Below are 23,136 nucleotides of genomic sequence, written 5' to 3' on the forward strand. Positions count from 1 at the left end.
AGGTGAGATGGGCGGTCGTGCCTCTGGCCGGTGTTTCACCAGGTCAGAGAGTGGATTGCGGCAGTTCCGACAGTTTCTGATCTTGGCGTTCCGTGGCGGTCGTATGCGGGGTCCGGCGGGTCTGATGCTGACTTGACGCCGACGTGCCTGATGGCATGTCAGGCACGTTCCGGGCGTCACGGAGGTGGCGGGCTCGCCGGTGCAAGTATCGGCCCGCGAGCCGACGACGGCCCCGCTATCCGCGGGTGTCGTCGCGCCCTGAGCGGTGCCACCTCGCCTCGCCTCCGACCGATCATCGTCGTGTCCATGCCCCCATGGAAGTGCACCAGGCGGACGCCTGGCCACTCCGGATCCGTACGGCGCCGTCCGCCACCTTGGCTGTGCGCACTGCGGCCCCGCCGAGCCTTGACCACCACGGAGGCTGATCCGCTGCCCGGATCGATTGGCGACTGTGCGGGCCAATAGGTTCCGGGGTCGCGCCAGCCACGCTCGTAAGCCCGCCTGCATGCCCCTGGCTCGGCAACAGGGAGTTGATCGCATGAGGCGGTCAGCAGCTGGCTCCGCGGCCCGCTCTACATACCGTGCCGTGGCAGCTTCACCATCGAACGCAGCTTGGCCGGCATGGGCTTCGCCGTCCACTCCCGCGACGTATCCATCTACCACCACGTGCCAGAGCTGCACCGCTACCGGCGCGGCGTTATCAAAGCCACCCGCAGGGCAACCCCTCTTCTGCGTCTACGTAATTGAGGCACCCACGCGCATTGCCTCGCCAGCCCATCGAGTCGGTCAAGGCGTCCGGCGGGTCATGACTCCGGCGCGGGCCTGGCTCCGTGGCGTTCGTTGGATTGGCCTTTGAACGGCTGAGCACGGTTGCCCGTCCCCGACCCATGCGGAAGCGCGGGCCTACTGGATACCAGTCGATCGGTCGGGAGGGTGCGCCTCCCGAGCTGATCCACGGGATCTAAGCATTGCTCAATCGCTGGAAGCCCACCGGATCTCGCTACCTCATCGACCTGGAAGCCTTCGGCCACCGACGAGCATTTTAGGACAGAACATGCGCCAAAGCGTGGAATGCGAAGTTCCATGATTATTATTCGCGTGATTGTTCGACAGAGTGCCTTCGGAGAGAAATGACTCGTATTTTGACGCCACCGCATCGGCGACGGGGAAAGGTGTGGGTCGGGCTGGCTGCTGCAGCGTTAGCGATCACGGCCTTCACGCCACCTGCTGAGGCCGCGCCTGACCGCCTGACTGTGGAAACCTACGTTCTTCCGGTTGGCGCGAAGCCTCCAACGCTAGCTCAGCTCCAGAGTCCGGGATTTCTGGCAAATCTGGGGAGATCCTTAGAGGATCAGGAGCCAAAGGTGGACCGAGGGGAAATAGTAGGCCCGGCGGCCTCCCTCTTGCCGGAGGCTGGGAATCTGGGTGTGAAGGACTCTCCTCCGCCTCTTCGCGCGGGAAATGGTGGCACCTATCCGGACCCGCCGCGGTCAATATCGGATAAGGAGTGCCATAAGAATCTTAATAACGGCTTGATCTATTTCAAGTCACGGTTCGCGATGTGTGGCGCTCTGCAGCTTCTGCAGGTGTGGGGAAAGAATGGCCGCCCGGCAGGGGAGTCAAGCTTTGCGGTGACGGTCCTCGGTACCGTCCCGAATGCTGATGATCGGACGGTTCGGTTCGATTATCACTTCTCGAACTTCGCCGCCACGGCAAATGCGAAGACGAGCGGACTGATCGTCAATACAACCGTTGAACAGAGGGTGCTGATATCTCATGCCCAAAAGAGGGAGTCCGGTCTAATCCCGCCGAAGAAATCGTTTGATGCGCTGCGGACGACTCCCAACTACAGGCACAACGTGATCTTCGATGCTGGGCAAGGATCGAAGCCCGATGACCTGATCACCATGGCATACGTCCCCTACGTGTCGGTGAAGTACCCACCCGGCTACGTCGGGACCAATCCTGGTCCGGAGCGAGTCACTTTTACGGCCATGAACTGGGATGCCGCGACCTACCTGCCCAACAGTAGAGCGGCTGACCCGACGAAGCGCGGCGGAGCGGCGTTCACGTACAAGGTTGCCCTGCATTACAGCTCCAAGCAGGGAGCGCCGGAGAAGGCGGTGGCCGACCATATCAATCTCGCGCACACGAACCCCAGTAAAACCAAGCCGCCGAACTCGCACAAGAACGTTCCCGGATTCGATGCGAATCGCCCGCTGCATCGGCTGTACCCCGGCCGCGACAAGCCCCGTTACAGGGCTAACCGCCGAACAGCAGTGAGTATGTGCGTGAAATACTGGGGTGGGGACTACGCGACGAGCGACCCGGCAGGAGCTCGCGAATGTGATGAATACCCGTTCGCAAGCACCTATGAGGGCGCGGCTCAACATTCGAAGGAACCGTCTGCGCCGAAGGACAATTTTTCTGCTCTCCCCATCCCCAAGGGACAGAACCAGGCCGGCGGTACGATCCTGGCTCTCTTCTGTGACAAAAATCGGATCTTGCATGGTAGGGACGCTACGGGGCAAGAAGTCGACGCCTACCTCATGGCGATAGACTGACATAGATTTACTCTGTGCCGGGTGGGGCGACTATCGCTCCACCCGGCTGGTGTGCGGTCCTACCCGCTAGCGGGCCAGAACTGCACCAGATATCGTTCGACGCCGATGGGGACGTCGACTTGAGCCAGTCGGTAAACGGCATCACGACCCGAACTTCGAATGCGCGCTTTCCATAGCGTGTGCATTCGTCCGAGCTGGATGTAATTTCCAGAGTTCCCGGTCATCTCGCAGATGGCCAACTCTCCGGTTGGTGATTCAATCTCGCCCTCGCCCTCGGCCTCCCAGTCGCCGCTGACATGCTTGCTAGGCTCCGAATCCCACACCTCGGCAGTCAGATATGCAGTGTGGGTGTGACCGCCGCTTTCGATGTCGATTCTTCGTTCAAGGGAAGACAGGAAGCTGCCCGATTTGAATCCCTCCGGGAAAGGAGACGGAACGAGGTTGTCGTCCGCCTCTTGAAGGGCGAAGGAATAGAATTCGACTTCTACTTCCATCTCTTGCTGATGAAGAAGCTTGCCCACCGTGCCCCCTTATCGATGTGCAGCGAGCATAGCCGCTGCGCCTTGACCACGCAGGCTATGGACTGTCCGGTGGCTCGCTTTCGCGGCCGCAGACGCATCGCTGCGAAGGTGGCCTGAATGCGTACGCCTACTTCCGTAGCGGAGAGCGCTCATCCGCTTTCGCCAGGGCTTCCGCCTGCGCCGGGTCACCTCTGCCTGCGCGGAGACGACCACGGCCGGAACGGATACCTCGGCGGTTCATGCGGATCACCTCCGCCTGTGCGGAGACCACCCCTTCAGAGACACGATTCGACTGAGCGGGGCGATCTTGGCCCCGTCCGGCGGGAGCGGAAGCGTGAGGGGGCCGGTCCGCGGGCCCTGCCTCAACCAGGCGGGCGCAGCGCTGTCGCCCGGTCCGCGGAGTCGCCGAGGCCGTCCACGCAAAGGCGTGCGGTGTAGCGGGCGGCCCAGCCGGCTAGGAGGGGCTGCTCCGAAGGGTCGGCGCGGACGCCGGGGTGGACGTCGAGGATGCCGGCGACCAGTCCTTCTACGATGGCGGGAATGAACGCGCGCACGAGGCAGGCGTGTTCTCCGTATCCGAAGGTGACCAGAGGCTGCCGTCGGCGGCGGAGGTCGAAGGTGTCGGGCTGTTCGAACACCGTCTCATCGCGGTTCGCGGAGCCGATCGCGGCCAGGACGTGTGCACCGGCGGGCAGGCGTGTACCGTCCAGTTCCACCGGTCGCGTGGTCATGCGGTGGACGAGCCCGAACGGTGGCATCCAGCGCAGGACTTCGTGGACGGCATCGCCGAGAAGCTCCGGGTGGTCCCGGACAAGCCGGCGCTGGTCCGGGTCGTTGAACAGTGCGACCAGGAGGCTGCCCGCCGCCCACCCGGGTTCGGGAAGGGACGGGAGGATCACGCGGATCGTCGGGAGGACCTCCGCGGCGCCTCGCGGACAAACGCCTCCAGGGTTGATGTGTCGCCACCGTGCGATCGCCGAGGAAGGGTCCGGGCCGAGGCCCTCGAACCAGGGGGTCAGCGCGGCGTCGAGCTCGTTCACAGCGGCGGCCGCCACCGCGAGCTTGGCGGGGTCCCCGGAATCGAGGGCGCCCAGCCACAGGTCCTGTGCCAGGCGCAGCAGGGTCGTGCTGTCGACCTTGAGGCTCAGCATCCACCGGAACACCTCTGCCACGACGGGTTGCAGGACCTCACCCATGAGGTCCGCTTGCCCATGCATGCCGGAGACCCGCTCGACGACCAGCTTTCGTGCGTACCCTCGGGCGCGACCGGCGCATTCGGGCGCGAAGAGTTCCTCGACGCTGGCGCGCATCCCTTTGTGGATGTCGCCGCTCCTCGACAGGATGTTCTCCGATCCGTAGATCTCCGACATCGCGGACGGAAAGCTGGTGGTGAAGGCACGACTGTGGCTCATCACCTGACGCACGCCCTGCCAGCGCGTGACAAGCCAGCAGCCGAGCGCAGGGATCTCGGCCACCGGGTGGTCACGTCGAAGCCGCTGATAGATCGGATAGGGATCCGCGTGGAGCTCCTCCGGCGTGATCGTGTCCAGGAACGAGGTCATACGTCCTTCCGAATGGCTTCGCAGGAGTCTTCGTTGAGTTCCGGGGTCCCGGAGGCGGGGAACCGCCGTTGAACCGGCAGCCGCCGAGCTCTCCGCGCACTGGGACGCCACGGGGTCCGCGCCGAGGCCGGATGGAACGAGGAATCCGCCTGACGACTCACCAGCGATCTCCGGACACACGCCTCTCTGACACGGCCGCGCCCCCACAAGCTGTTCACAGGCACCATGGCCCAGGGACCAGCCACGGTCCAGTGCTTGCCGCCACGGCTGTACCGCTGTCCCCACGCCGGAATGCCGAGTTGCCCCGCACGCGGGGATATGCGGGGCAACATCGCCAGGAGGCGGGCGGGCGCTTGCGGTTCGGCTGCCCGCCCGCGGGTCAGCGCTGGTGGGGAATTGGGGGCCGCTGCGCGTCCTTTTCCGCGGAACGGTCGAATGCTCCGGGCTGGGAGAGGTCCTCAAGGAGTTCGTCGATCAACTCCTGGGTGACGTGCGGCATGACGTAGACGTGGCTGTAGTCGTGGCGGAGTCCACCGAGATTGAGTGGCACGCAGGCCAGCGAGTACTTCTGCGTGATCTCAGCCCGCGGCTGCTGGAACCAGACGCTGAGCGCGTGATCGCCGTGACCGACCTCGATACCGTCCTCGGCCCAGGGCTCACCGCGTTCCCGCAACTGCTCGCTCAGCCGGTGCAGGCGTTCGGCCGTGTACTCGGCGATCCGCAGGACCTCGGCGGCCTGCCGCACCTGCTGCTCCTCGCTGAACTGGGCGAGGTGGTTCCACATGGCCAGGGAGGCGAAGCCGCTGCGGGATCCGGCGAAGGTGCTGTCGGGAGAGGAGACGACCGCCGGGTCGGACGGCGGGCGCAGCTTGGATCCCGCGCGGGACATGTAGATCCCGGTGGGGACGGGCGCGCCGGGGTACTTGTGTCCGCTGGTGACGATCGAGGACACCTCGGGGATCCGGAAGTCGAAGACCGGCGGCGCGGTCTCGATGAGTCCGCTGTCGCGGGCCTTCTCCAGGTAGGGGGCGTAGGCGCCGCCGAGGGCTCCGTCGACGTGGATCCAGTACCCGTTGCGGATGCTGACCCGGGTGGGGTCGTCGGGGTCGAAGCGCACGGTGCGGTCGACGAGGCCGTGCCGCTCGAAGACGGGTCGCAGGCGCTCGCAGGCGCCCTGAACGTCGTCGTAGGCGCCCTTGAAGACGCTGCCGATGTTGAAGTTGACCAGGACGGGGTGGCCCTTGGCGGCGAAGAAGTCCACGAGGGCCACCAAGGCGTCGACATCGACCGTGCCCGGACCCTCGTCGCCGCCGGTGGTCGGGACTCCGCCGAGCGGCCACCCGTTGTACGTCTGCATGCCGGTGCCGGCCACGTCGATGGGGCACTCGCCCGGGTAGAGGCTGCCGCCCAGGTCGTAGAAGGTCGGGATGTCCAGCACCCGCATCGCCTTGATGTGCGAGTAGTGCGTCTCCTGCGAGAAGAACGCTACCGGCATGTAGGCGTTGGGGTTGTCGTCGGGGTGCTTGGCCCGCAGGTAGCTGGTGCGGCAGCTGGCATCGCCGGAGACCTCGTCACGCACCAGGGCGTTGCCGTCCAGGTAGTCACGGGCGTTCCACATGGCGTACAGGTTGCCCTCGGTGCTGCCCATGGACAGCACGTATCCCCACCCGTCCTTATCCCCAGGACTGGCCGGGTCCTCGGGCAGCGGGGCGTGCCACAGGCGGGCGTAGTGCTCCAGAACCGCCCGCTCCAGCCACCGCGAGTGCAGGCTGTAGTTGCTGTCGACGAACGGGTCCCCGATGTTGTTGATGTGGTAGCCCAGGAAACGACCCAGGGCGGCGTGGCCGTCGAGCGACAGGTTCACCTGGTAACCCAGAAGACGCTCCCGCTGCCCGCCCAGGTACCCCTCCAACTTGGCAAGGACCGCGGTCCGTTGCTCATCGGTGTATGCCTCGGTACCCAGCCGGTAGTCGTCGTTGACCGGCCGTGCCGTGAGATGCGTATCGGAGTGTTCGGTAATCATTCGATGTCCGATTCTGAGCGAAATTGCGAAACGGCTGCAAGTGGGATCGCCGCCAGGCGCCAAGGGTCTCGGGAATCGCTCGGATCTAAGGGGGCAGGTGGTTGCGCGAGTCAGCCGCCTATACGGCGGTCAACGGACGGTTGCTGAATTGGTCGGTCGCCTGTCGTTGAACTGCCGAAGCGGCGGTTGCCGCGGAGCGCGGGTGCCCTGTCCAGGAACTCGCGGTACACACGATATGCGTGACGCGCCGCCCCGATTGCCCACTCTTCTGTATTTATCTCCATCTAGTTATTTCAAGTGGAAAGCGTTTGAGGCCAGTTATCCAGGGGCGCCTTCAGGAGTGACGTTTCGGCAACTCTCGGAAAGGCAGCTTTGGTGCCGCAGGAGTGTGCTGTAGTCGCGTTCTTTTCCGGCCGGGACCAGTCCCGGGCGTGGTCAACTACGGCCTACGACGCCGCGCCGACCAGATGCCCAAGGACAGCGGCCCCGGGCGCTCGCCGACCTCGTCCAGCGCGAGGCAGAGGACCGGCTGTCCGCGACGCTCTGGAGGCGGGGTGGTCGTCGGCTCGGAGCTTGAGCATTGCGGCGTAGATCGCGGTGTGTGCGGGACGGGAGATCCGTACGGCGCGGTCCGCCACCTTGGCTGTGCGCACTGCGGCCCCGTGGAGCCTTGCACGAGACGGTCCCGGTCGACCGGCTGGGGGCAGCTGCCGTGCGAGCATGAGTGGCCGTGATCAAGACGCAGACGGTTGCGAGGAGCCAGCGTGAGACGGAAGGCCGGATTGACGGTGCCCCTGGCGGCTCTGGCGCTACTGACCGCGTGCGGGGGTCCCGCGGGAGACACCCATCCCTGCACCTTGACGGACGCTCCCGCGGGGATCCGGGTGGAGGTCCACCCGCAACTGGCGAACAGGGTGACTGCCGCGAGCCTTACGGCCTGCTGGGACGGCAGCTGCCGGAAGCGCGCGCTGCAGCTGCGGGAGACCCGGCCGGAAGGCCCGGCGACTCCAGGAAACCCCGTGATGACCACGGAATCCGCAACCGCCGCGGAGAGCCCGGAAGCGACGACCGCCCACACTCCCGAGCCCTCCATCTGGCCTGGCTTCGCGCTCGTACGTGACCTCCCGGGGAAGCCGATACGCGTCAGGCTGGTGTTCCGGAACCAGCGGGGCGCCACCGTGCTCGATCGACAGATCAGCATCACCCCGCAGCCCACCTATCCCAACGGCCGCGACTGCTCGCCGGGCGGCCGTCAGGCACGCCTGACGGTCACGGGGGAGGGTGCTCTGATCTCAGGCCCGCTGCGACTGCCGTGATGCAGACCATCAGCTTTCACGCCGGCGTTCGCGGTGGGGCCGGCGTGAGTGGACGAGGCTGTCGAGGTCGCCCACGGCGCACCGATGTGAGACCGTCCGCGTCGGATATTCCGCCTGTGCGTCACTAGGAGAGCCGCCCGTCAAGGCGAGGACAGCGTGGTCCGTCGAGCCCGGAACTGAGAAGTGGTCGCGGGAGCGCTTGTACTTCAACTTTACCGAACACAGGAGCTCGTGAACCGGCTCTGAACTGCGACGACTCATAAGCCACAGGCCCGTGACGGGGAGTCGGAGCCGTTTGGCTTTGTTCACGAGAACCGGGTTCCCGTGAACAAAGCCAGGCCGTTGCTGTTCGCCGTCATTCAATCGAGGCGTTTGACAGCGAAACCAGTCGTTCAGGCTTCCTTGTCAGCGAACCTGGTCGCTCTTCGGCCCGATGCCTGTGATCCTGGTCGGAGTTCCGTCCGGGGCGAACGAGTGGTGGAAGGTGAAGGCGTGCGGCGCGGAGCCGTGGTCGTGGAGGTGCTCCAGCCTGGAGACCCCGTCCTGCCAGGTGGGTATCACGCCGTCGGAGACCCACCAGATCACGTAACTCGGGTGTCCTGTCCTCTCGAACCAGTCGTAACGCCTGTTCAGCGCCTCGCGGTGCAGACCGGTGTAGATGGCGTCGAAGGCGGGGCGCAGGTCGGTCCAGAGTGAGAGGGTCGCGTCCAGGGCGATGGTTTCCACCGTATGGCCCTTGCCGTACCAGGTCGGTACGGCGAACTCTCCCCATGCACCCCAGTCCAAGTCGAAGTGTGTGCCCCGGCTGCGGTCTGCCGCTTCAGCACGAGCGAGGTATCCGGGGTGCTGGCCGATCTTCCGGTAGATGGCCTCGCCCCTGTCGTGGAGTTCGCGCGTGAGAGGTGCGGGGTCGGCGAGAGGTGACTTCAGGACGCCGAACGTGTACAGAGCAAGATGGGGCATGCGTCTCTCCCTGGTTGGGGGTGCCTGGTGTGGACCCGGTTCGGTGGCTTGCGCATGGGGGCGAGGGTTCGTGGGGCGTGACGAACTCATCCCGTCGCGGGTGGCTCAGCCTGAAGGAACCCCCGCGCGACCGTGGGCGACCGCCGAAGACCAGGTGAAGGTAGCTGCCTCTGCGGGCCATGTCGAAGTTGCGTTTTCCCTGTCCAAGTGGCCTCTTGTACAGGTCCTTGCGGGAATTGGGCGGTGGCGCTGCCTACCGTCGTGGAAGTCCGCATCGGCCCGGCAACTGAGGAGGAGCGGCATCGAAGCCCGCATCGCCGGTTCGGCGACGCGGGCTTCGAGGTCGGCGACGCGCCGGTCCTGGAAGCGCAGGTTCGAGCGGGCGGCCTTGAGTCGCTCGTCGTGGGTGCGGTTGTCGGTGGTGAGCTGGCGGACGCGCTGTGTGAGGGTGGTGTTCTCGGCGGTGATCCGCTGGATGGCGCCCTCGGTCCACACAGCTTGCACGTCACGTATCTGGCCGAGGAGTTCGCCGGGCCAACGAGTCGGTTCCGGTCTCGGGCCCGGCGCCACCGCGCTGCGGGCTCGGCTCAGTGGCCGAATCCGCCACCGGGCCAACGAACCCGGCACCGCAGGATGGCACTCGGCGACCGCAACAAGCGACGGGGTGGGCCGTGCCTCTCGGGCAGTTCCCAGATCGCGCCGGCTCGGTCAACCAGAACAGGCTCGCCGGCCGGCGGCGTCAACTACGCATCATCCCGTCCTGCTTTCGCGGACCGCGCGTCCGTTGAGCCACCGAATGGTATTAATTTAGTTTTGAACAAATGGTCAACGCTGCGTTCTGTTGACCGAGTTGAGGCGCCAGTGGCCTCCCCGTCGACCGGGGGCTTCGTTCGTCCTGTCGCGCGAACCTTCTCTGCCGGGATCGTCCGCTCGGCAGCCGCCTGAGGGTTGCTTGAGGGTTGCTTGAGGAATTCCAGCGGTCGCCACTACCCAGAAATTCGCCGCGCAAGTGAATGCGCGCGACTTGCGTGAGTGATCTGCGTCACAGTGGACATGAGCGAACTTGCTTGTACAGATCTTTGCACTTAGATTTGCCCTATCGGGTGGAACCGGTCAATGACCGACCTAATGACGGTTCTGCTCTACGGGGAAGAGTTCGCGAGCTTTGAGGGGTAGGGGTACCCCTCACCTCGCGCGCTATGGACATGACAAAAGGTGTGTGAATTTCCAGCCGCAGACGATGCTCTCACGTGCGGCGGCGCAAGCTCCATGCGCCCGTGGTATTTACATTTCTGTCGGGGGAGACATGGCTCGACCTACCTTGGCGAACAGGGTACGCGCAGTGGTGCGCTAGCGGGAACGCGCATTCCTTCGCGGCCTCCATGTGAGACGCCAGGGAATCGTGCTGATCCCAGTGATATGAGGATTCCCTCAAGAGGGCCCTCCGGACGCCGACCACTCCTCGCCGCGAGCTGTTCTGTGCGGCGTATTTCCGCGTCCACTGGTCCTCGATCGAGGTTATGACAGCGTGATATAGGAGTTCCCGCTTGACCACCGAGACCCGGCACGTTCGGATCGACAAAACCCGCCCCCTCGACAAGTCATGGCTGCCATGGGGCGGTGCTCCCTCGGCGAGGGATCTTGTCTGCTGGTACAGCATATTGCTGGTATTCGCCTATTCCTTTGCGATGTGGCCGCTCAAGCCCTGGCTTATCGGAACCAATCCGGTACTGCTGGAGGTGCTGACCGGCGATCAGAGCACGATGACCGTCGCGGGTGCGTTCGCCCGCGTCGGCGACACCCCGTTCGTACTCGCCCTCATCGCCGGAGTCGTCGGGATGATGAAGTTCGCCTGGGTCTTCTGGCTGGCGGGCCGGCTGTGGGGCGCGGGCCTGGTGCGGCTCCTCGCCGGTCCCCCGGACGAGCGGAAGAAGAAGCGGAGCCATGGGCTGCTCGCCCGCGAGACTCCGGCGAACCGGCGGGTCATCGCGGCGGCCGTTGTGCTCGCCCCTCTGCCGCTGATTCCCTCGGCGCTCGCGTTCGCTTCGGCGGGCTGGGCGGGCATGGGTCTGACGACCTTCCTCATGCTCAACCTGGTCGGTTCGGCTGCCTGGGCCGGGCTGTTCACCGGACTTGGATTCGCCATCGGGTCTCCCGCGGTGCAGATAGCCGAGACGGTGACCCACCACGCCGTATGGGTCTCGCTGGGCATCATCGCCGCGATGCTGCTCATACGTCTGACCGTGAGCCTCCGAGCCGCCAGGAAGTCATCGTGACCCTCACTCTGATCGTCAACGATGACCCTCTGCTGCGCGCGGGCCTCCAAATGATCATCGAATCGGCAGACCGGCTCAGCGCCAGGGTCGCGTGCGGCGCCCAGGCAGTGGCCGAGGCCAGGCACTGTCGGCCGGATGTCGTGCTGCTCGACATCCAGATGCGGTCCGTCGATGGCTTCAGCGTATTGAAGGGGCTGCTGGACCTGCCTGACCCGCCCCGGGTGGCGGTGCTTTCCACGCCCGCCGCCGACAGCTTCGTCCTGGCGGCGCTCCGCATCGGAGCGGCGGGCTGCCTCCTGAAGGACACCGGGCCGGATGAGTTGGTGGCATCGGTGCGCACCCTCGCCGTCGGCAATATCGTCCTGTCCGGCCTGGCCGGCTCCCAGCTGCTGTCCGAGCTGAGCGAGGACGCTCAGACCTCCACCGCCGTTGAAGACGCGCGTCAGCTCACGGCATCGCTGAGCGAGCGCGAGCGTGAAGTGCTGGCGATGGTGTCCGAGGGGCTGTCCAACGCCGATATCGGTCGCAGGCTTCTGATGGGCGTCGGCACGGTCAAGGATTACGTCAGCGGAATCTTCGGAAAGCTCGGCGTTGTCAACCGAGTACAGGCGGCCGTCATCGCCGACCGGGCGCGACTGCCGCACTGCATACGCCCGAGCATGGAACATGCCGCCGGCTCACCGGTACTCGCGCGAATCGCCGAGGAACGGCCGACGCTTATCCAAAGGTAGGGCGCGTGCCGTCCAATTGGGGGTATCCGGTGCCGGGAATAGCCACTTGGCTGGCCGCTACCAACTAATGGCGGGTGGTGTGCTCGCCGCCGTCAGATATTCTTGTTTCAGGCCGGGAAAGAAACGTCCTGGTCGTTCGAATGACGTTGCTCCGCAGGAGTTGACGGTGTTTGAAGGAAGTGGATCGGAGTCTCGGCAGGAAGTTCTGCCAAAGATGTCCTGTCGTAGCTTTTCGGAATGTTCGTGCGAGTGATATCGCGTCGTTTTCACTCGTCCCGATAACGGTTCCGGCCTCTCGCTGGAACAGCTACCCACCTCCCTTCATCATGGAAGCGGAATCACTGTATCGGGGGAGTTATGCTCAGGGCCCGGCTGCCGGAACGCGCCGATGAACAGACCGAAAATCTGGAAAAGGGCGCGGCACCCAAAACCCAGCCCACTTTCCGGCCGGTCGACCTGGACGCGTTTCCCGAAGTGGACGCGCTGCTGATCCGGCTCGGACTGGGTGCTCTCGTTCGTGATTCGGTGTCGGCGCCGGTCGGCCGCAACCACGCCTGGGCAGGAAATACCACGAGCGGGCGCAGGGTTTTCGTCAAGCGCTTGGTCGGCCCCGAGGCGGACGTACGGGCCCGGATGAAGCGGCTGTTGTCCTTCGAGGAATTCGTCGATGGCGTCGACGGACTCGCCGGATACGTACCGTCGCTGCTGGGCTTCGACGAGGCCGCCCGGCTGGTGGTGTTCGCCCACATCGAAGCGAAGAGCGGCGCGGAGCTGATGGTCGACCAGGCGTTCGGCGGCGACCTCGCCTTCGCGGTGGGCCGGGCGATCGGCGCACTGCATGCCGCCGTCCCCGACGGTGAGTTGGACCAGACGCTGCCGTCGCTGCCGGACGCCGGGCTGCTGCGCGGAATGCCGCTGGCGATGTACAACGAGCTCAGCTTCGCCGAGCTTGAGGCGTGGCGGCTCATGCAGCACGACGCGGCGTTGATCAAGGCCGTGGAAGACCTCCAGCAATGGGAGAGCCAGGCCCCGCGCGTCCCCTCCCACTGCGACTTCCGGGTGGACCAGTTGCTGGTCACCGACGACGCGGTACCCATCCTCACGGACTGGGAGGAGTTCCGGCTCTCGGATCCGGCCCGGGACGTGGGTTCGTTCGCTGGAGAGTGGCTCTACCGGTCGGTGCTCGACATCGTCACCAACCGCGGTGACGCGGGATCGTCGGCCTTCGACGACGTGGAACTCACCCATGACCAGATCCTGGCCAGGGGCGCGGAGAAGATGGAGCGGCTGCTCCCCCTGGTGCACCGCTTCTGGAGCGGCTACCGGACCGTCCGCACCCACCTCGACCCGGAGTTCACCGCACGCGCTACGGCGTTCGCCGGCTGGCATCTGCTGGACCGGCTGATCGCGGGCGCCGCGCAGAGCCAGCGGCTGTCCGGCATCGAGCGGGCGGCCGCGGGAATCGGCCGCGGGGCGCTGCTCACGCCGCACAAGTTCGCACCCCTTCTCGGATTTGAGGTAACGCCATGACCGGCAGCCACGTCTCGCCCCCGCTGCTCGAAGCCGTCCGCGGGGTCACCGTGGCGCCGGACCGGTCCAGCGCCACCGTGGGTACCAAGCGCATCGAGGCCGAAACGTCCAGGGAACTGCGCCGACTGCTCTCCAACGCGCTCTACGAGGGGCTGCACGCGGGGCTGGACCTGGAGGACACCGACCTTCCGTTTCGGCTGCGGGACGCCGAGTTCGAGCGGACTCTCGCAGCGGCCGTGCCGCACTCCGAGACGCTCCTGCGCGGCCTGGTCCACGCGGTCGGGGAGTCCGCGTACCTGGTCGAGCTCGGCGGGCTGCGCGTCTGGGTGCCGGGCGACCGGATCCGCGCGGAGGGCGAGATAGCCCCCGGCACCACGGTCGGCGTGGCCAACACCTCTTGCAGGCCCGCGCTGTCGCCCGGCTTCTTCCTGGTCGAGGGCACGATGCCGCACCGGTCCGCGGACCTGCTGCGCGTCTACGTGCACATCACCGAGTGGATCGCGGCGCCCGAGATCTGGCGGACGGCGCTGGAGCACCTTGAGGAGCACGCGGTGACCTACCGCGCGAAGATCATCTCCAGTAAGCACCTGTACCCGCGACGCGATGCCCTGGTCGTCTACCTCGACAGCCGGAGCCGGGATGCCGCGCAGGCACTCGCCGACGCCCTCGGTGGTCTGCCCGGCGTGGGCGCCGACACCTCGGTGTTCACCCGCCGGCTGCGTCCGGGTGTGGCGACGGCCTGGGAGCCCAGGGACTCCGCGGCCGGAATGGACGGCCTGAGCTTCGGCCAGCACCGGGCAAGTGTGCTGGCGCAGGCGCTGATCGAGACGGCCGAGGACCCCGGCACGTTGGCCGGGATCCTCCACGACCGTCTGGCCGAGGCCAACATCGACCCGGCCGATCCCTCCCGCAACCTCGACTCCGCCGATCTGCGGGAAGCCGAACTTGTCCGGAGCTGAAGTGTTTTCCAGGAGGCGTGTGCGCGCCCCCTGGATTCAGTTCAGAACTGAATCAAGAAAACAATCACCACGAATGAGGATACCAATGAACAACAAGACCATGGCCATCACCGACCTCATCGCCGGCTACAGCGCGTACACCGAGGCTGAGGAGCTGAACGTCAGCGCCGCCGCGGGCGCCCCGGCCACCACCTGGGTCTGTGTCTCCGTCGCGTCGCGCGCCTCCTCCGCCAAGTGCGCGGGCTGGGCCTCGGCCGGCGCCTCCGCCGTCAGCGGCGCGACCTACGAGATCACCTGCTGAACAGCTCCTCAAGAGCTGCTTTCTCACGACTCGTCACGCCGACCGGCGTGATGTCCGCCGAGTGAGGAAAGGAGGTGGATCAACAATGAAGAGCACCTCGATCATGGAGCTCGTGGCGGGCTACGACGCCTACGCGAACTCCGAGGAGCTGCAGGTCAACGCGACCGTCAACGCTCCGGCGAGCACGCCGCTGTGCGCTGCCGCGGCGAGCGCGGGAGTCTCCTGGATGGCCGGTCAGTTCTCTGGCCGCACCATCTCCGGCGGCTGCTGATCCACCCGTGCCGGGGCACTCCCGGCACGAGCCGGGTGCGGGCAGCGACCCCCGTCTGCCCGCACCCGGGCTCATCCGTCAACGTCACCACACCACCTGGAGCATCAGACATGGACGACCTGGCTCACGCCGAGCAACTCGTGGACTCGGCCGACCTGTTGCGCCCGGCCGCCATCCGCGCCGCGGCGACGCTCGGAGTGGCGGACCACATCGCCGCCGGGGTGAGCGACGTGGAGGAGCTGGCGCGGATCTGCGGAACGCGCACGGATCTGCTCGGCAGCCTCCTGGGCTATCTGGTGACCCTCAAGCTGCTGCGCGGCAACAGGGCCGACGGGTACGCGCTGGAGCCGGCCGGGTTGCCGCTGCAGACGGACCACCCGTTCTCCGTACGCGAGAACCTCCGTGAGGACGGCATGGCCGGCCGGTCGGACATCGCGCTCGTGGGACTGGTCCACACGATCCGCACCGGTGAGCCCGCCCATGTGGGGGTGTTCGGCCGGGGCTACTGGGAGAGCCTCAACGACGGCCCCGCCTTCGTCGGAGCCCTGGAGCGCCTCGCCTCCGACCAGTTGGTGTGCGACGCGGAACTGATCGTCGAGGGCTACGACTGGACGGGTGTAGGCGATGTCCTCGACGTGGGCGGCAACAGCGGTGCGGTCCTGATCAACCTGCTGCGTCGGCACCCGCATCTGCGCGGCACCGTGCTCGACCTGGAGAATTCGGTGGCGCTCGCCACCAAGAACATCGTGAACGCCGGTCTCCAGGACCGGGGCGGTGCCGTCGTCGGCAGCTTCTTCGAGCCGCTGCCAACCGGCCGGGACGTCTACCTGCTCTCCGCGATCCTGGCCGACTGGGACGACGAGAACGCGGTCGCGATCCTGCGCCGCTGCGCGGAGGCCGCGGCCGGGACCGGGAAGGTCCTGCTCGCCGACGTCAGCCTGGACGCGCGCGTGGCGGGCCCGGAGGCCGACCGCACGGAGCTCTGGCTGCGCGCCATGATGCCCACGCCCGTGCGGACCGTCACGGAGCTGAAGGCGCTCGGCCACGCGGCGGGCCTGCGGGTGACGTGGGAGGGACCGGCCACCGCGGTCAGGTCGTTGATTGAGTTCTCGGTCTAGGAGATCACTGCTATGAGCACGGCGAGTACGAGCCGGGACGCGCCCCAGGAGCGGTTGCTCATCCTGAGGGAGATATTCCGCGGCAGGTACCTGCTGCTGGCGGGCGTCATGGGCCTTGCCCTGGCCGCCACGTCGGCGACGCTGGTCCTGCCGTGGACCGTGGGCAAGCTGCTGGTCGCCATCCAGGAGGGGCAGGGCTTCACCCGGTGGACCTGGATCATGGTCGGAGTCGGCCTGGGGACTGCCGCCGCCAACGCCCTGGCCACCTATCTGCTGTCCCGGATGGGCCATCGGCTCATCTGCGACCTGCGGGTCCGCAGCATGCACCACTCGCTCGGCCTGGGCCTGCACGCCGCCCGCGCTGAAGGCACGGGAAATCTGGCGACCCGTCTCACCGCCGACGCCGCCGCGGTGAAGAGCATCGTCGACATCGGCCCGATCCAACTGCCGATGTCACTGATCACCCTGATCGGGACGCTCGTGATCATGGGGTTGCTGGACTGGGTGCTGCTCCTCATCACCCTCGGTGCGTTCCTCGCGGCCCTGGCCGTCATCGCCGTGGTGGTGGTCGCACTGCGCCGCAAGTACCTCGCCATCCAGGATGAGGTCGGCTCCCTCGCCGAGCACTTCGTCGCGATGATGGAGTCGTTGACGGTGATCAAGGCCTACCGCGCCGAGCGTGTCGTCTCGGATCAACTCGCCGTCCGCGCACGGCAGGTCGCCACCTTCGAGACCGAGGCCTCCGCGATGGAGGCCCTGATGGTCCCCGTCATCAACCTGGGCCAGCAGGTCGCCCTGGTGGCCATCGTCCTCGGTGGGGGCGCGCGCATGGTGAGCGGTGACCTCGACCTGGGAACGTTCGTGTCGTTCCTGCTGTACCTGTTCCAGCTCGCCGCGCCGATGATCATGGCGATGTCGGGAATCTCCACGATCCAGGCGGGCCTGGTCTCCCGCAAGCGCTTCGACGCCCTGTTCGCGCTCCCGTCCGAGCAGCGGACGGCGAACACGGCCCCCGGCGACTCGCTGCTGCCGGTCGCCGGAGCCCCTGCCGTCCGCTTCGACCAGGTCGAATTCGCCTACGGCCAGGAGCCCGTGCTGCGACAGGTGGATCTCACCGTCCCCGCCACCGGGCTGACCGCGATGGTCGGGCTCTCCGGTTCGGGCAAGTCCACCGTCCTCGGGCTGGTCGAGCGGTTCATGGATCCCGACCAGGGCCGGGTCGAAGTGTTCGGCAGGGCTGCCGCCGAATGGCCGCTGGAAGAGCTGCGCGGCCAACTCGCCTACGTGGACCAGGCGTCCACGCTGCTGCGGGACACCGTGCGTCACAACCTCACCCTCGGCCAGCAGACCCCGGTGGGCGAGGAGACCCTGTTGCGCGCCCTGCGGGACGTCGGCCTGGAAGAAGAGATCACCCGCCTTCCCGACGGGCTGGACACGGTCCTGGGCGGCGCCCACGATCTCTCCGGCGGCCAGCGGCAACGGCTGGCCCTGGCCCGGGCAAGCCTGTCGCACGCACCGTTGATCCTGCTCGACGAGCCGTCCTCACATCTGGACAGCATCAACGAGGTGCGACTGCGCCGCCTGATCGACCAGATCAGCCAGGACCGCGCGGTACTCGTGGTCGCCCACCGGATCTCCACCGTGCGGCACGCCGACCACGTGATCGTGATGGACGGCGGCCGGGTAACCGCCCAGGGCCGCCACGACGACCTGATGCTGACCAGCCCCACGTATGCGGAGCTGGTGCACGGGCAGGAACTCGGACTCTCCGGTGAGCCGGCCGACAATCTGACAGGAGCCGACCGGTGACCACTTTCTCGTTCATCGCCCCGTTCGCCCCGTACCGCCCGGAGCAGCTGCTGCCGTACGCCGCCCTCGCGCAGTGGAGCGACGCGCACCGGCTGTGGCAGGGCCAGGCCGTGCTCAACGACCCGTTCCAGGACTTCGCCCACGCCGCGGCGAGCGGCTTCCGGGTGCCGACCGGCACCGGCGTCACCTTGATGCCGCAGCGTCACCCCTACCAGGCCGCGCTACAGGCCCATGCGCTGGCGGTGTCCAGCGGCCACTCGGTGGTGGCCGGGTTCGGGCCCGGCGCGGTCTCCTTCCAGCGCAGCCTGCTGGGAGCGCCGTACCGCAGCCAGCTCGGTGCGGTACGCGAATACGTCTCCGTCATGCGCGGACTGCTGGAGAAGGGCGAGATCAGCCAGGAAGGCGAGTACTTCACCTGCCACTCGGAGTTCCCGCTGATGCCACGCCCGCAAGTGGAGCTCGGTCTGGGCGTGCTGCGCCCGGGCATGGCGCGGCTGGCCGGGGAGATCGCCGACGTCGCGATCACCTGGCTGACCCCGGCGCCGTACGTGCGTGATGTCGTGGTGCCCGCACTGCGCGCCGGGGCCGAGGCCGCTGGGCGCCCCGCGCCCCGGGTAGCGGTGATGGTCCCGCTGGCACTGGCCGCGGCGGACCGGGACCCGGTCGAGCTGGCGGCCGTGAGCAACACCGGCCACACGTTGCTCCCGCACTACATCGACATGCTGGCCCGGTCCGGAATCACGGTGAACCCGGGCAACCCGCGGGGCAACGCCGAGGCGTTGCTCGCCGGCGGCGCCTTCCTCTACGGCGAACCGGCCGAACTGGCCGCGCGCCTGCGGGAGTACGCCGACGCCGGAGCCGACGAGATCGTCCTCAACGTCACCGGCGTTCACATGCGGTACGGCGAGCGGGCATCGCTGACGGAGCTGGAGACGCTCCTGGAAGAGGTCACGTCGTGATCGACGAGACACCGGCCGGAGCCTCCGCCGACTTGGGCCTGACCCGGATGCTCGTGGTGATCACGGGTTCCGCATACGCCTGGTCCGCCCCGTACTGGCTGGAACACCTACGGCTGTCCTGCCCGGGGCTGGAGGTCCGAGTCGTGCTGACCCGCAGCGCGGAGCGCTTCGTGACCAGGCAGGCGGTCGGCTCCCGGGTGGGCGGTGCCGTGTCGACCGACACCTGGCCCGACGAGGACGACACGGCGCGGCATGTCGAGTGGGCCGAGTGGGCCGAGGCGATCGTCGTGTACCCGGCGACCGTGCACTTCATGGCGCGCCTCGCGCTGGGCCTGGCGGACAGCCCAGTCCTGCTGGCCGCCCAGTGCACCCGGGCGCCGGTCGTCGTCGCTCCCGCGCTGCCGCCGGGCGCCCTGGAGGGTGACGCGTTCCGGGGTCACTGGGCGACGCTCGCGGCCCGGCCGAACATCGTGCTGGTCCCGCCGGTCCCGGGGCGCAGCCTGACGACCGGTCGCGAGGACGCCTGGGTTCCGCCGCCGATGCCCGAGGTGCTCCAGCTGCTCGCCGAGCGCCGGGCCGAGCTCGCTGCCGCGCGGGACCGTGCTGCGGTGCCCGGTCCGCTCGAATCCGGGGTGTTCGAGTCCGGGGCGGAGTTCGGCACCGGGCTGCTGCGTACGTCGGTCCATACCCTGCCGACGGGCGGGACGCGCTGGCGAAGGTCACCAGGGCCGCTCGCACCCGCACCGTTCCAGCCCGTCGACGACACGGTCCGCGCAGTGCCGGCCAAGGCCGGGGACATCGACGAGGCCCGGCTGGTACCGGGGGACGCCGACGGCCCCGCCCGGGTCTACGACGTGCGCGGTGCGATATCCGCCGCGCACCTGCTCCTGCACCAGGGCCCCAGCGCCGAACTGCGCAAGCCCCTGCACGACCTGGGCCGCTTGCTGCGTGCCGTCCATGACCTGGATCCCCCCGCGGACCTGTCGGCCCGGCCGGCGCGCGGGCTGGCGCGGCTGGGTGACTGGCTGGCGGGCCGGGCCGCGAGCCCGCGCGCGGCGTGCGTCCAGGGACAGTTGCGCCGAAGCCTGGGCGAGGAGCGTTGGAGCCAGGTGGCCGCCTGGTACCGGTTGACCGTCGCCGACCCCGGGACGGTGCTCGCACACGGCGCGGCCGGTCTCGGGTCGTTCGTCGTCGACCCCGGTTCCGGACGCTGCGACCTGCTCGTCGGCGAGGACGTGTGCGCGGCGCCGTGGTACTTCGACCTCGGCTGGGTGGTCGGCGAACTGGTCGAGTTGCAGTGGCAGTTGGGCGGCGACAAGGAATCGTGGCAGGCCCTCACCAGCGCGCTGTTCGAGGGATACGGCCGTGAGCTGGGACAGGAGTGGAAGCGGATGGCGGCGCTGCGCATCCTGCTCCACGTCCATGACATCGCCGCCTACGTCGACGACTTCGACCGCGGCTTCGACCACTACTGCGACTTCCTGAGGTTTCTCGTCGACCTCTCGCAGAACGAGGATTCCGAGGATGACGCACAAGGTCAGTAGGGCAACCCTCGGCAACGGCCTGCGGGTTGTCGTCGAGCGACAGCCAGGAGCGTCGCGCACGGCGGTCTGCGTCCACTACGGGGTCGGCTACCGGTCGGAGCGGCCCGACCGGGAAGGGTTCGCCCATCTCTTCGAGCACTTGATGTTCCGGGGCAGCGCGAGCCTTCCCGAGGGCCGCTTCTATGACCACATCCACCCGCTGGGCGGCCAGGCGAACGGCACCACCCACCAGGACTACACCGACTACCACCAGGTGGTCCCGGCCGCGGCCCTGGAACAGGCGCTGTTCAGCGAGGCCGACCGGATGCGGGCGCCCCGGTTCACCGAGCAGTCACTGGCCGGTCAGTTGGACGGCATCGAGGTGGAGATCCACGCGGCGGTGGAGGACCGGCCGTACGGAGGATTCCCCTGGCCGCTGCTGCCCGGTGTGGTCTTCGAGAGCTTCGCCAACGCCCATGACGGATACGGCCGTCTGGAGCAGCTCCGCACGGCGACGGTCGCCGAGTGCGAGGAGTTCTTCGAGGCCCATTACGCTCCGGGCAACGCGGTGCTGACCGTGGTCGGCGATCACGACCCCGAGGAGCTGCTGGCCCTGGCCGAGCGGCATTTCGGCGGCATACCGTCGCGCCCGTCCGCCCCGTCACCCGATCTGCGGGAGCCGGACCTGACCGAGGACCGGTGGGCGACCTGCACGGAACCCGGGGTTCCCGCGGCGGCCGTGGCCGTCGGCTACCGGCTGCCCGATCCCCGCGCGGACATGGCGGGTTATCTGGCGCATGCCGTACTGGCCGAAATGATCAGTCAGCAGGGACTGGAGGGCGTCCAGGCGGCGTCGGCCGGATGCGGGGTGTTCGGTCCGCTGGATGCCAGAGACCCCGACCTACTGGTCCTCACCGCTCTGGTGCCCCCGGCGGTCTCGCCGCGGCAGGCGGTGGAGGCGATGACCGGCCGGTGGCTCTCCTGGGCCGACGACCCCCGGCTGGAGCGGGCCCAGGCCCAGGCGGTCCGGCGCATGATCACCGAACACCACCGGCAGCACGTCGACGTTTACGCCCGCAGCCGCGCACTGGGCCGTCTGGAGCTTCTCTTCGGGCGGGCCGAGCTGCTCGACGAGCTCCCCGGCCGGCTTGGCGAAATCGGCCCCGGTGACGTCGCCGCCGCCGCTCGCGGCCTGCACGCGGCGGCCAAGGGAGTGCTGGTGATGGCCCCCGGCACGGCCAGGACCCGTCCGGCCCCGGCCCCCCGCGATACGGCTCCCGCGCCCGTTGCGGCGCAGACCCCCGGCACGCCCGGTCCGGTGGCCGTCCCGGCGCCGGCCCGGCCGGTCCCGCCGCTGGGCGTGCAACCCACGCCGTACTACGGCCCGCGGCGTGATGTCACGCTCGGCAGCGGTACGCGCGTCGTGGCGGTCAGGGACGGACGCATCCCGTTGGTGGAGCTGCGGCTGCGGCTGCCGCTGGGTGCGCCAGGGTGGCGGCGCCCGGAGGATGTCGACGCGCTGGTCCATGTGTTGGCCGGGCGCACTGGAGCAACAGGCCGTGCGGAGGAGCGGGGCGGCTCGTTCCACCTGTCCACCGACGGCCAGTGGCTCGACATCACCGGTTTCACGCCCCCGGGCGGGGTCACGCACTGGCTGGGGCTCCTTGGCGAGCTCGCGGCCCCGGTGGGCGCGCTCGTGCCGCCGCGTACACCGTCGCGCCGCCGTGACCCCGGGGCGGTGAGCGATACCGCGTTGCGCGGGCATTGGCTCGCCCACTCCGCCTCGTCGCGCGAACCGGCCGGGGAACGCTCCGGCCTCGAAGCGGTGCACCACGACATTCTGCGCCGGGGCGGTGGCTGGCTGGTGGCCGTCGGCGACATCGATCCCGACCGGTTCGCCGCCGACGCGGAACGGGCCCTGTCCGGTTGGAAGCCCGACGCCCCCGGCGAAGCGGCCCCATATGGGGAGGCGGCCGCGCCGCTGGACACCGGCACGCTGGCGCTCCATCACGACGCCATGAGGGACGTGCACCTGACGCTGAGCGCACCGGAGCCGACGGGGGACACCGCTTCGGCGGCACGGTACCTGGCCACCGCGGTGGCCGGTGCGCACTACCAGTCCCGGCTGGCCGCCCACAGCCTTCGCACGGGTCTTGACCATACGGTGTACTCCGCGCGCGACATCTGCCTCGGCACCGCCCGGGCCTACGTCAGGGCGACGTTGCCCGAGCGGCACGCGGCAGGCGGCGTGGCGGGCATCGCGGAGGTGTTGGGCGCGCTCCGGACCGTCCCCGTCACCGCGGCCGAACTCGCGCCGATCCGCACCTTCTGCGCCGCCCAACTGCTGGGGGTCTTCGACTCCCCGGCGGCCAAGGCCGACCTGCTCCGCGACACGGTCTCGGCGGGCAGGCGGCCCGACTGGGCGGAACGGCTGCCGGAACTTCTGCGGCAGGCGACCCCGGCCGAGGTCGGCACGGCGTGCGCCGACCTCTTTTCCGCGGACCGTATGACCCTGGTCGTGCTGGGCAGGCCAGGACCGGCCTCTGCGGCGGCCGACCGGTGGACCACGCTGGTGGAAGGCGACGGCACACCGTCGGCTCCGGTCCCTCGCCGGCACGCCGGCCCCCTGGTGTGACCTTCCGCTGCCGCCCGCCTGCCCGCCCGGACTTCGAGCCGGACGGGCAGGCGCACTTCAGGTGGTCACCCCGGC

The 23,136-nt window shown here is 68.0% G+C and carries 18 protein-coding genes and 1 pseudogene; 14 read left to right on the top strand and 5 right to left on the bottom strand.

What is annotated here, in order from left to right; translation table 11 throughout:
• Positions 1 to 552 precede the first annotated feature (552 nt).
• Together ACZ4NB_RS28125 and ACZ4NB_RS28130 are read left to right on the top strand one after the other, a co-directional pair.
• Positions 553 to 747 (top strand): annotated as a pseudogene (locus ACZ4NB_RS28125) (hypothetical protein); the annotation flags it as partial.
• Positions 748 to 1,532: 785 nt separating this feature from the next.
• Entirely contained in the window at positions 1,533 to 2,564 is a 1,032-nt protein-coding gene (locus ACZ4NB_RS28130) for a NucA/NucB deoxyribonuclease domain-containing protein (RefSeq protein WP_467665831.1), read from the top strand.
• Positions 2,565 to 2,623: 59 nt separating this feature from the next.
• Here ACZ4NB_RS28130 and ACZ4NB_RS28135 read toward each other — a convergent pair whose 3' ends face one another.
• From ACZ4NB_RS28135 to ACZ4NB_RS28145, 3 genes are all read right to left on the bottom strand, one after another.
• Complete coding sequence (locus ACZ4NB_RS28135) at positions 2,624 to 3,085, bottom strand: hypothetical protein (protein WP_467665832.1); 462 nt, start codon at positions 3,083 to 3,085, stop codon at positions 2,624 to 2,626.
• Between the two features lie 362 nt (positions 3,086 to 3,447).
• A complete protein-coding gene (locus ACZ4NB_RS28140; protein WP_467665833.1) occupies positions 3,448 to 4,647 on the bottom strand; it encodes a cytochrome P450 in 1,200 nt (399 codons plus the stop codon).
• Between the two features lie 379 nt (positions 4,648 to 5,026).
• A complete protein-coding gene (locus ACZ4NB_RS28145; protein WP_467665834.1) occupies positions 5,027 to 6,670 on the bottom strand; it encodes a PLP-dependent aminotransferase family protein in 1,644 nt (547 codons plus the stop codon).
• Between the two features lie 1,022 nt (positions 6,671 to 7,692).
• On the opposite strand from ACZ4NB_RS28145, the gene ACZ4NB_RS28150 reads away from it, so the two are divergent.
• A complete protein-coding gene (locus tag ACZ4NB_RS28150; protein WP_467665835.1) occupies positions 7,693 to 7,986 on the top strand; it encodes a hypothetical protein in 294 nt (97 codons plus the stop codon).
• Between the two features lie 405 nt (positions 7,987 to 8,391).
• Here ACZ4NB_RS28150 and ACZ4NB_RS28155 read toward each other — a convergent pair whose 3' ends face one another.
• Complete coding sequence (locus ACZ4NB_RS28155; RefSeq protein ID WP_467665836.1) at positions 8,392 to 8,949, bottom strand: DUF3291 domain-containing protein; 558 nt, start codon at positions 8,947 to 8,949, stop codon at positions 8,392 to 8,394.
• A gap of 105 nt (positions 8,950 to 9,054) precedes the next feature.
• Complete coding sequence (locus tag ACZ4NB_RS28160; protein WP_467665837.1) at positions 9,055 to 9,444, bottom strand: hypothetical protein; 390 nt, start codon at positions 9,442 to 9,444, stop codon at positions 9,055 to 9,057.
• A 1,193-nt stretch (positions 9,445 to 10,637) separates the two neighbouring features.
• Between ACZ4NB_RS28160 and ACZ4NB_RS28165 the strand changes: the two genes are divergently transcribed.
• The 11 genes from ACZ4NB_RS28165 (at position 10,638) to ACZ4NB_RS28215 (ending at position 23,061) form a co-directional block, all read left to right on the top strand.
• On the top strand, positions 10,638 to 11,225 hold the full coding sequence (locus tag ACZ4NB_RS28165) for a DedA family protein (protein WP_467665838.1): 588 nt from the start codon (positions 10,638 to 10,640) through the stop codon (positions 11,223 to 11,225).
• Positions 11,222 to 11,956 carry a response regulator gene (locus ACZ4NB_RS28170; protein ID WP_467665839.1) on the top strand — a complete coding sequence of 245 codons (735 nt, stop codon included), beginning with the start codon at positions 11,222 to 11,224 and terminating at the stop codon, positions 11,954 to 11,956. Before ACZ4NB_RS28165 ends, ACZ4NB_RS28170 begins: the two co-directional genes overlap by 4 nt.
• Positions 11,957 to 12,313: 357 nt before the next feature.
• A complete protein-coding gene (lxmK, locus tag ACZ4NB_RS28175) occupies positions 12,314 to 13,486 on the top strand; it encodes a class V lanthionine synthetase subunit LxmK (RefSeq protein WP_467665840.1) in 1,173 nt (390 codons plus the stop codon).
• The gene (locus ACZ4NB_RS28180; protein ID WP_467665841.1) at positions 13,483 to 14,445 is read left to right on the top strand and encodes a T3SS effector HopA1 family protein; all 963 of its coding nucleotides are present in this window, start codon (positions 13,483 to 13,485) and stop codon (positions 14,443 to 14,445) included. The genes lxmK and ACZ4NB_RS28180 overlap by 4 nt, the downstream gene beginning before the upstream one ends.
• A gap of 85 nt (positions 14,446 to 14,530) precedes the next feature.
• The gene (locus tag ACZ4NB_RS28185) at positions 14,531 to 14,746 is read left to right on the top strand and encodes an LxmA leader domain family RiPP (protein ID WP_175257800.1); all 216 of its coding nucleotides are present in this window, start codon (positions 14,531 to 14,533) and stop codon (positions 14,744 to 14,746) included.
• Between the two features lie 85 nt (positions 14,747 to 14,831).
• Positions 14,832 to 15,017, top strand: a complete 186-nt coding sequence (locus tag ACZ4NB_RS28190; RefSeq protein ID WP_467665842.1) for an LxmA leader domain family RiPP — start codon at positions 14,832 to 14,834, stop codon at positions 15,015 to 15,017.
• Positions 15,018 to 15,127: 110 nt separating this feature from the next.
• Complete coding sequence (locus ACZ4NB_RS28195; protein WP_467665843.1) at positions 15,128 to 16,135, top strand: methyltransferase; 1,008 nt, start codon at positions 15,128 to 15,130, stop codon at positions 16,133 to 16,135.
• Between the two features lie 12 nt (positions 16,136 to 16,147).
• Positions 16,148 to 17,944: an ABC transporter ATP-binding protein gene (locus ACZ4NB_RS28200; RefSeq protein ID WP_467665844.1), complete on the top strand. Its 1,797-nt coding sequence runs from the start codon at positions 16,148 to 16,150 to the stop codon at positions 17,942 to 17,944.
• Positions 17,941 to 18,903 carry an LLM class flavin-dependent oxidoreductase gene (locus ACZ4NB_RS28205; RefSeq protein WP_467665845.1) on the top strand — a complete coding sequence of 321 codons (963 nt, stop codon included), beginning with the start codon at positions 17,941 to 17,943 and terminating at the stop codon, positions 18,901 to 18,903. The genes ACZ4NB_RS28200 and ACZ4NB_RS28205 overlap by 4 nt, the downstream gene beginning before the upstream one ends.
• Positions 18,900 to 20,447, top strand: coding sequence for a flavoprotein (locus ACZ4NB_RS28210; RefSeq protein ID WP_467665846.1), 1,548 nt, complete (start codon positions 18,900 to 18,902; stop codon positions 20,445 to 20,447). The genes ACZ4NB_RS28205 and ACZ4NB_RS28210 overlap by 4 nt, the downstream gene beginning before the upstream one ends.
• Positions 20,428 to 23,061, top strand: coding sequence for a M16 family metallopeptidase (locus tag ACZ4NB_RS28215; RefSeq protein WP_467665847.1), 2,634 nt, complete (start codon positions 20,428 to 20,430; stop codon positions 23,059 to 23,061). The genes ACZ4NB_RS28210 and ACZ4NB_RS28215 overlap by 20 nt, the downstream gene beginning before the upstream one ends.
• Positions 23,062 to 23,136 lie beyond the last annotated feature (75 nt).

The sequence above is a fragment of the Streptomyces sp. NPDC026575 genome (assembly GCF_055567415.1).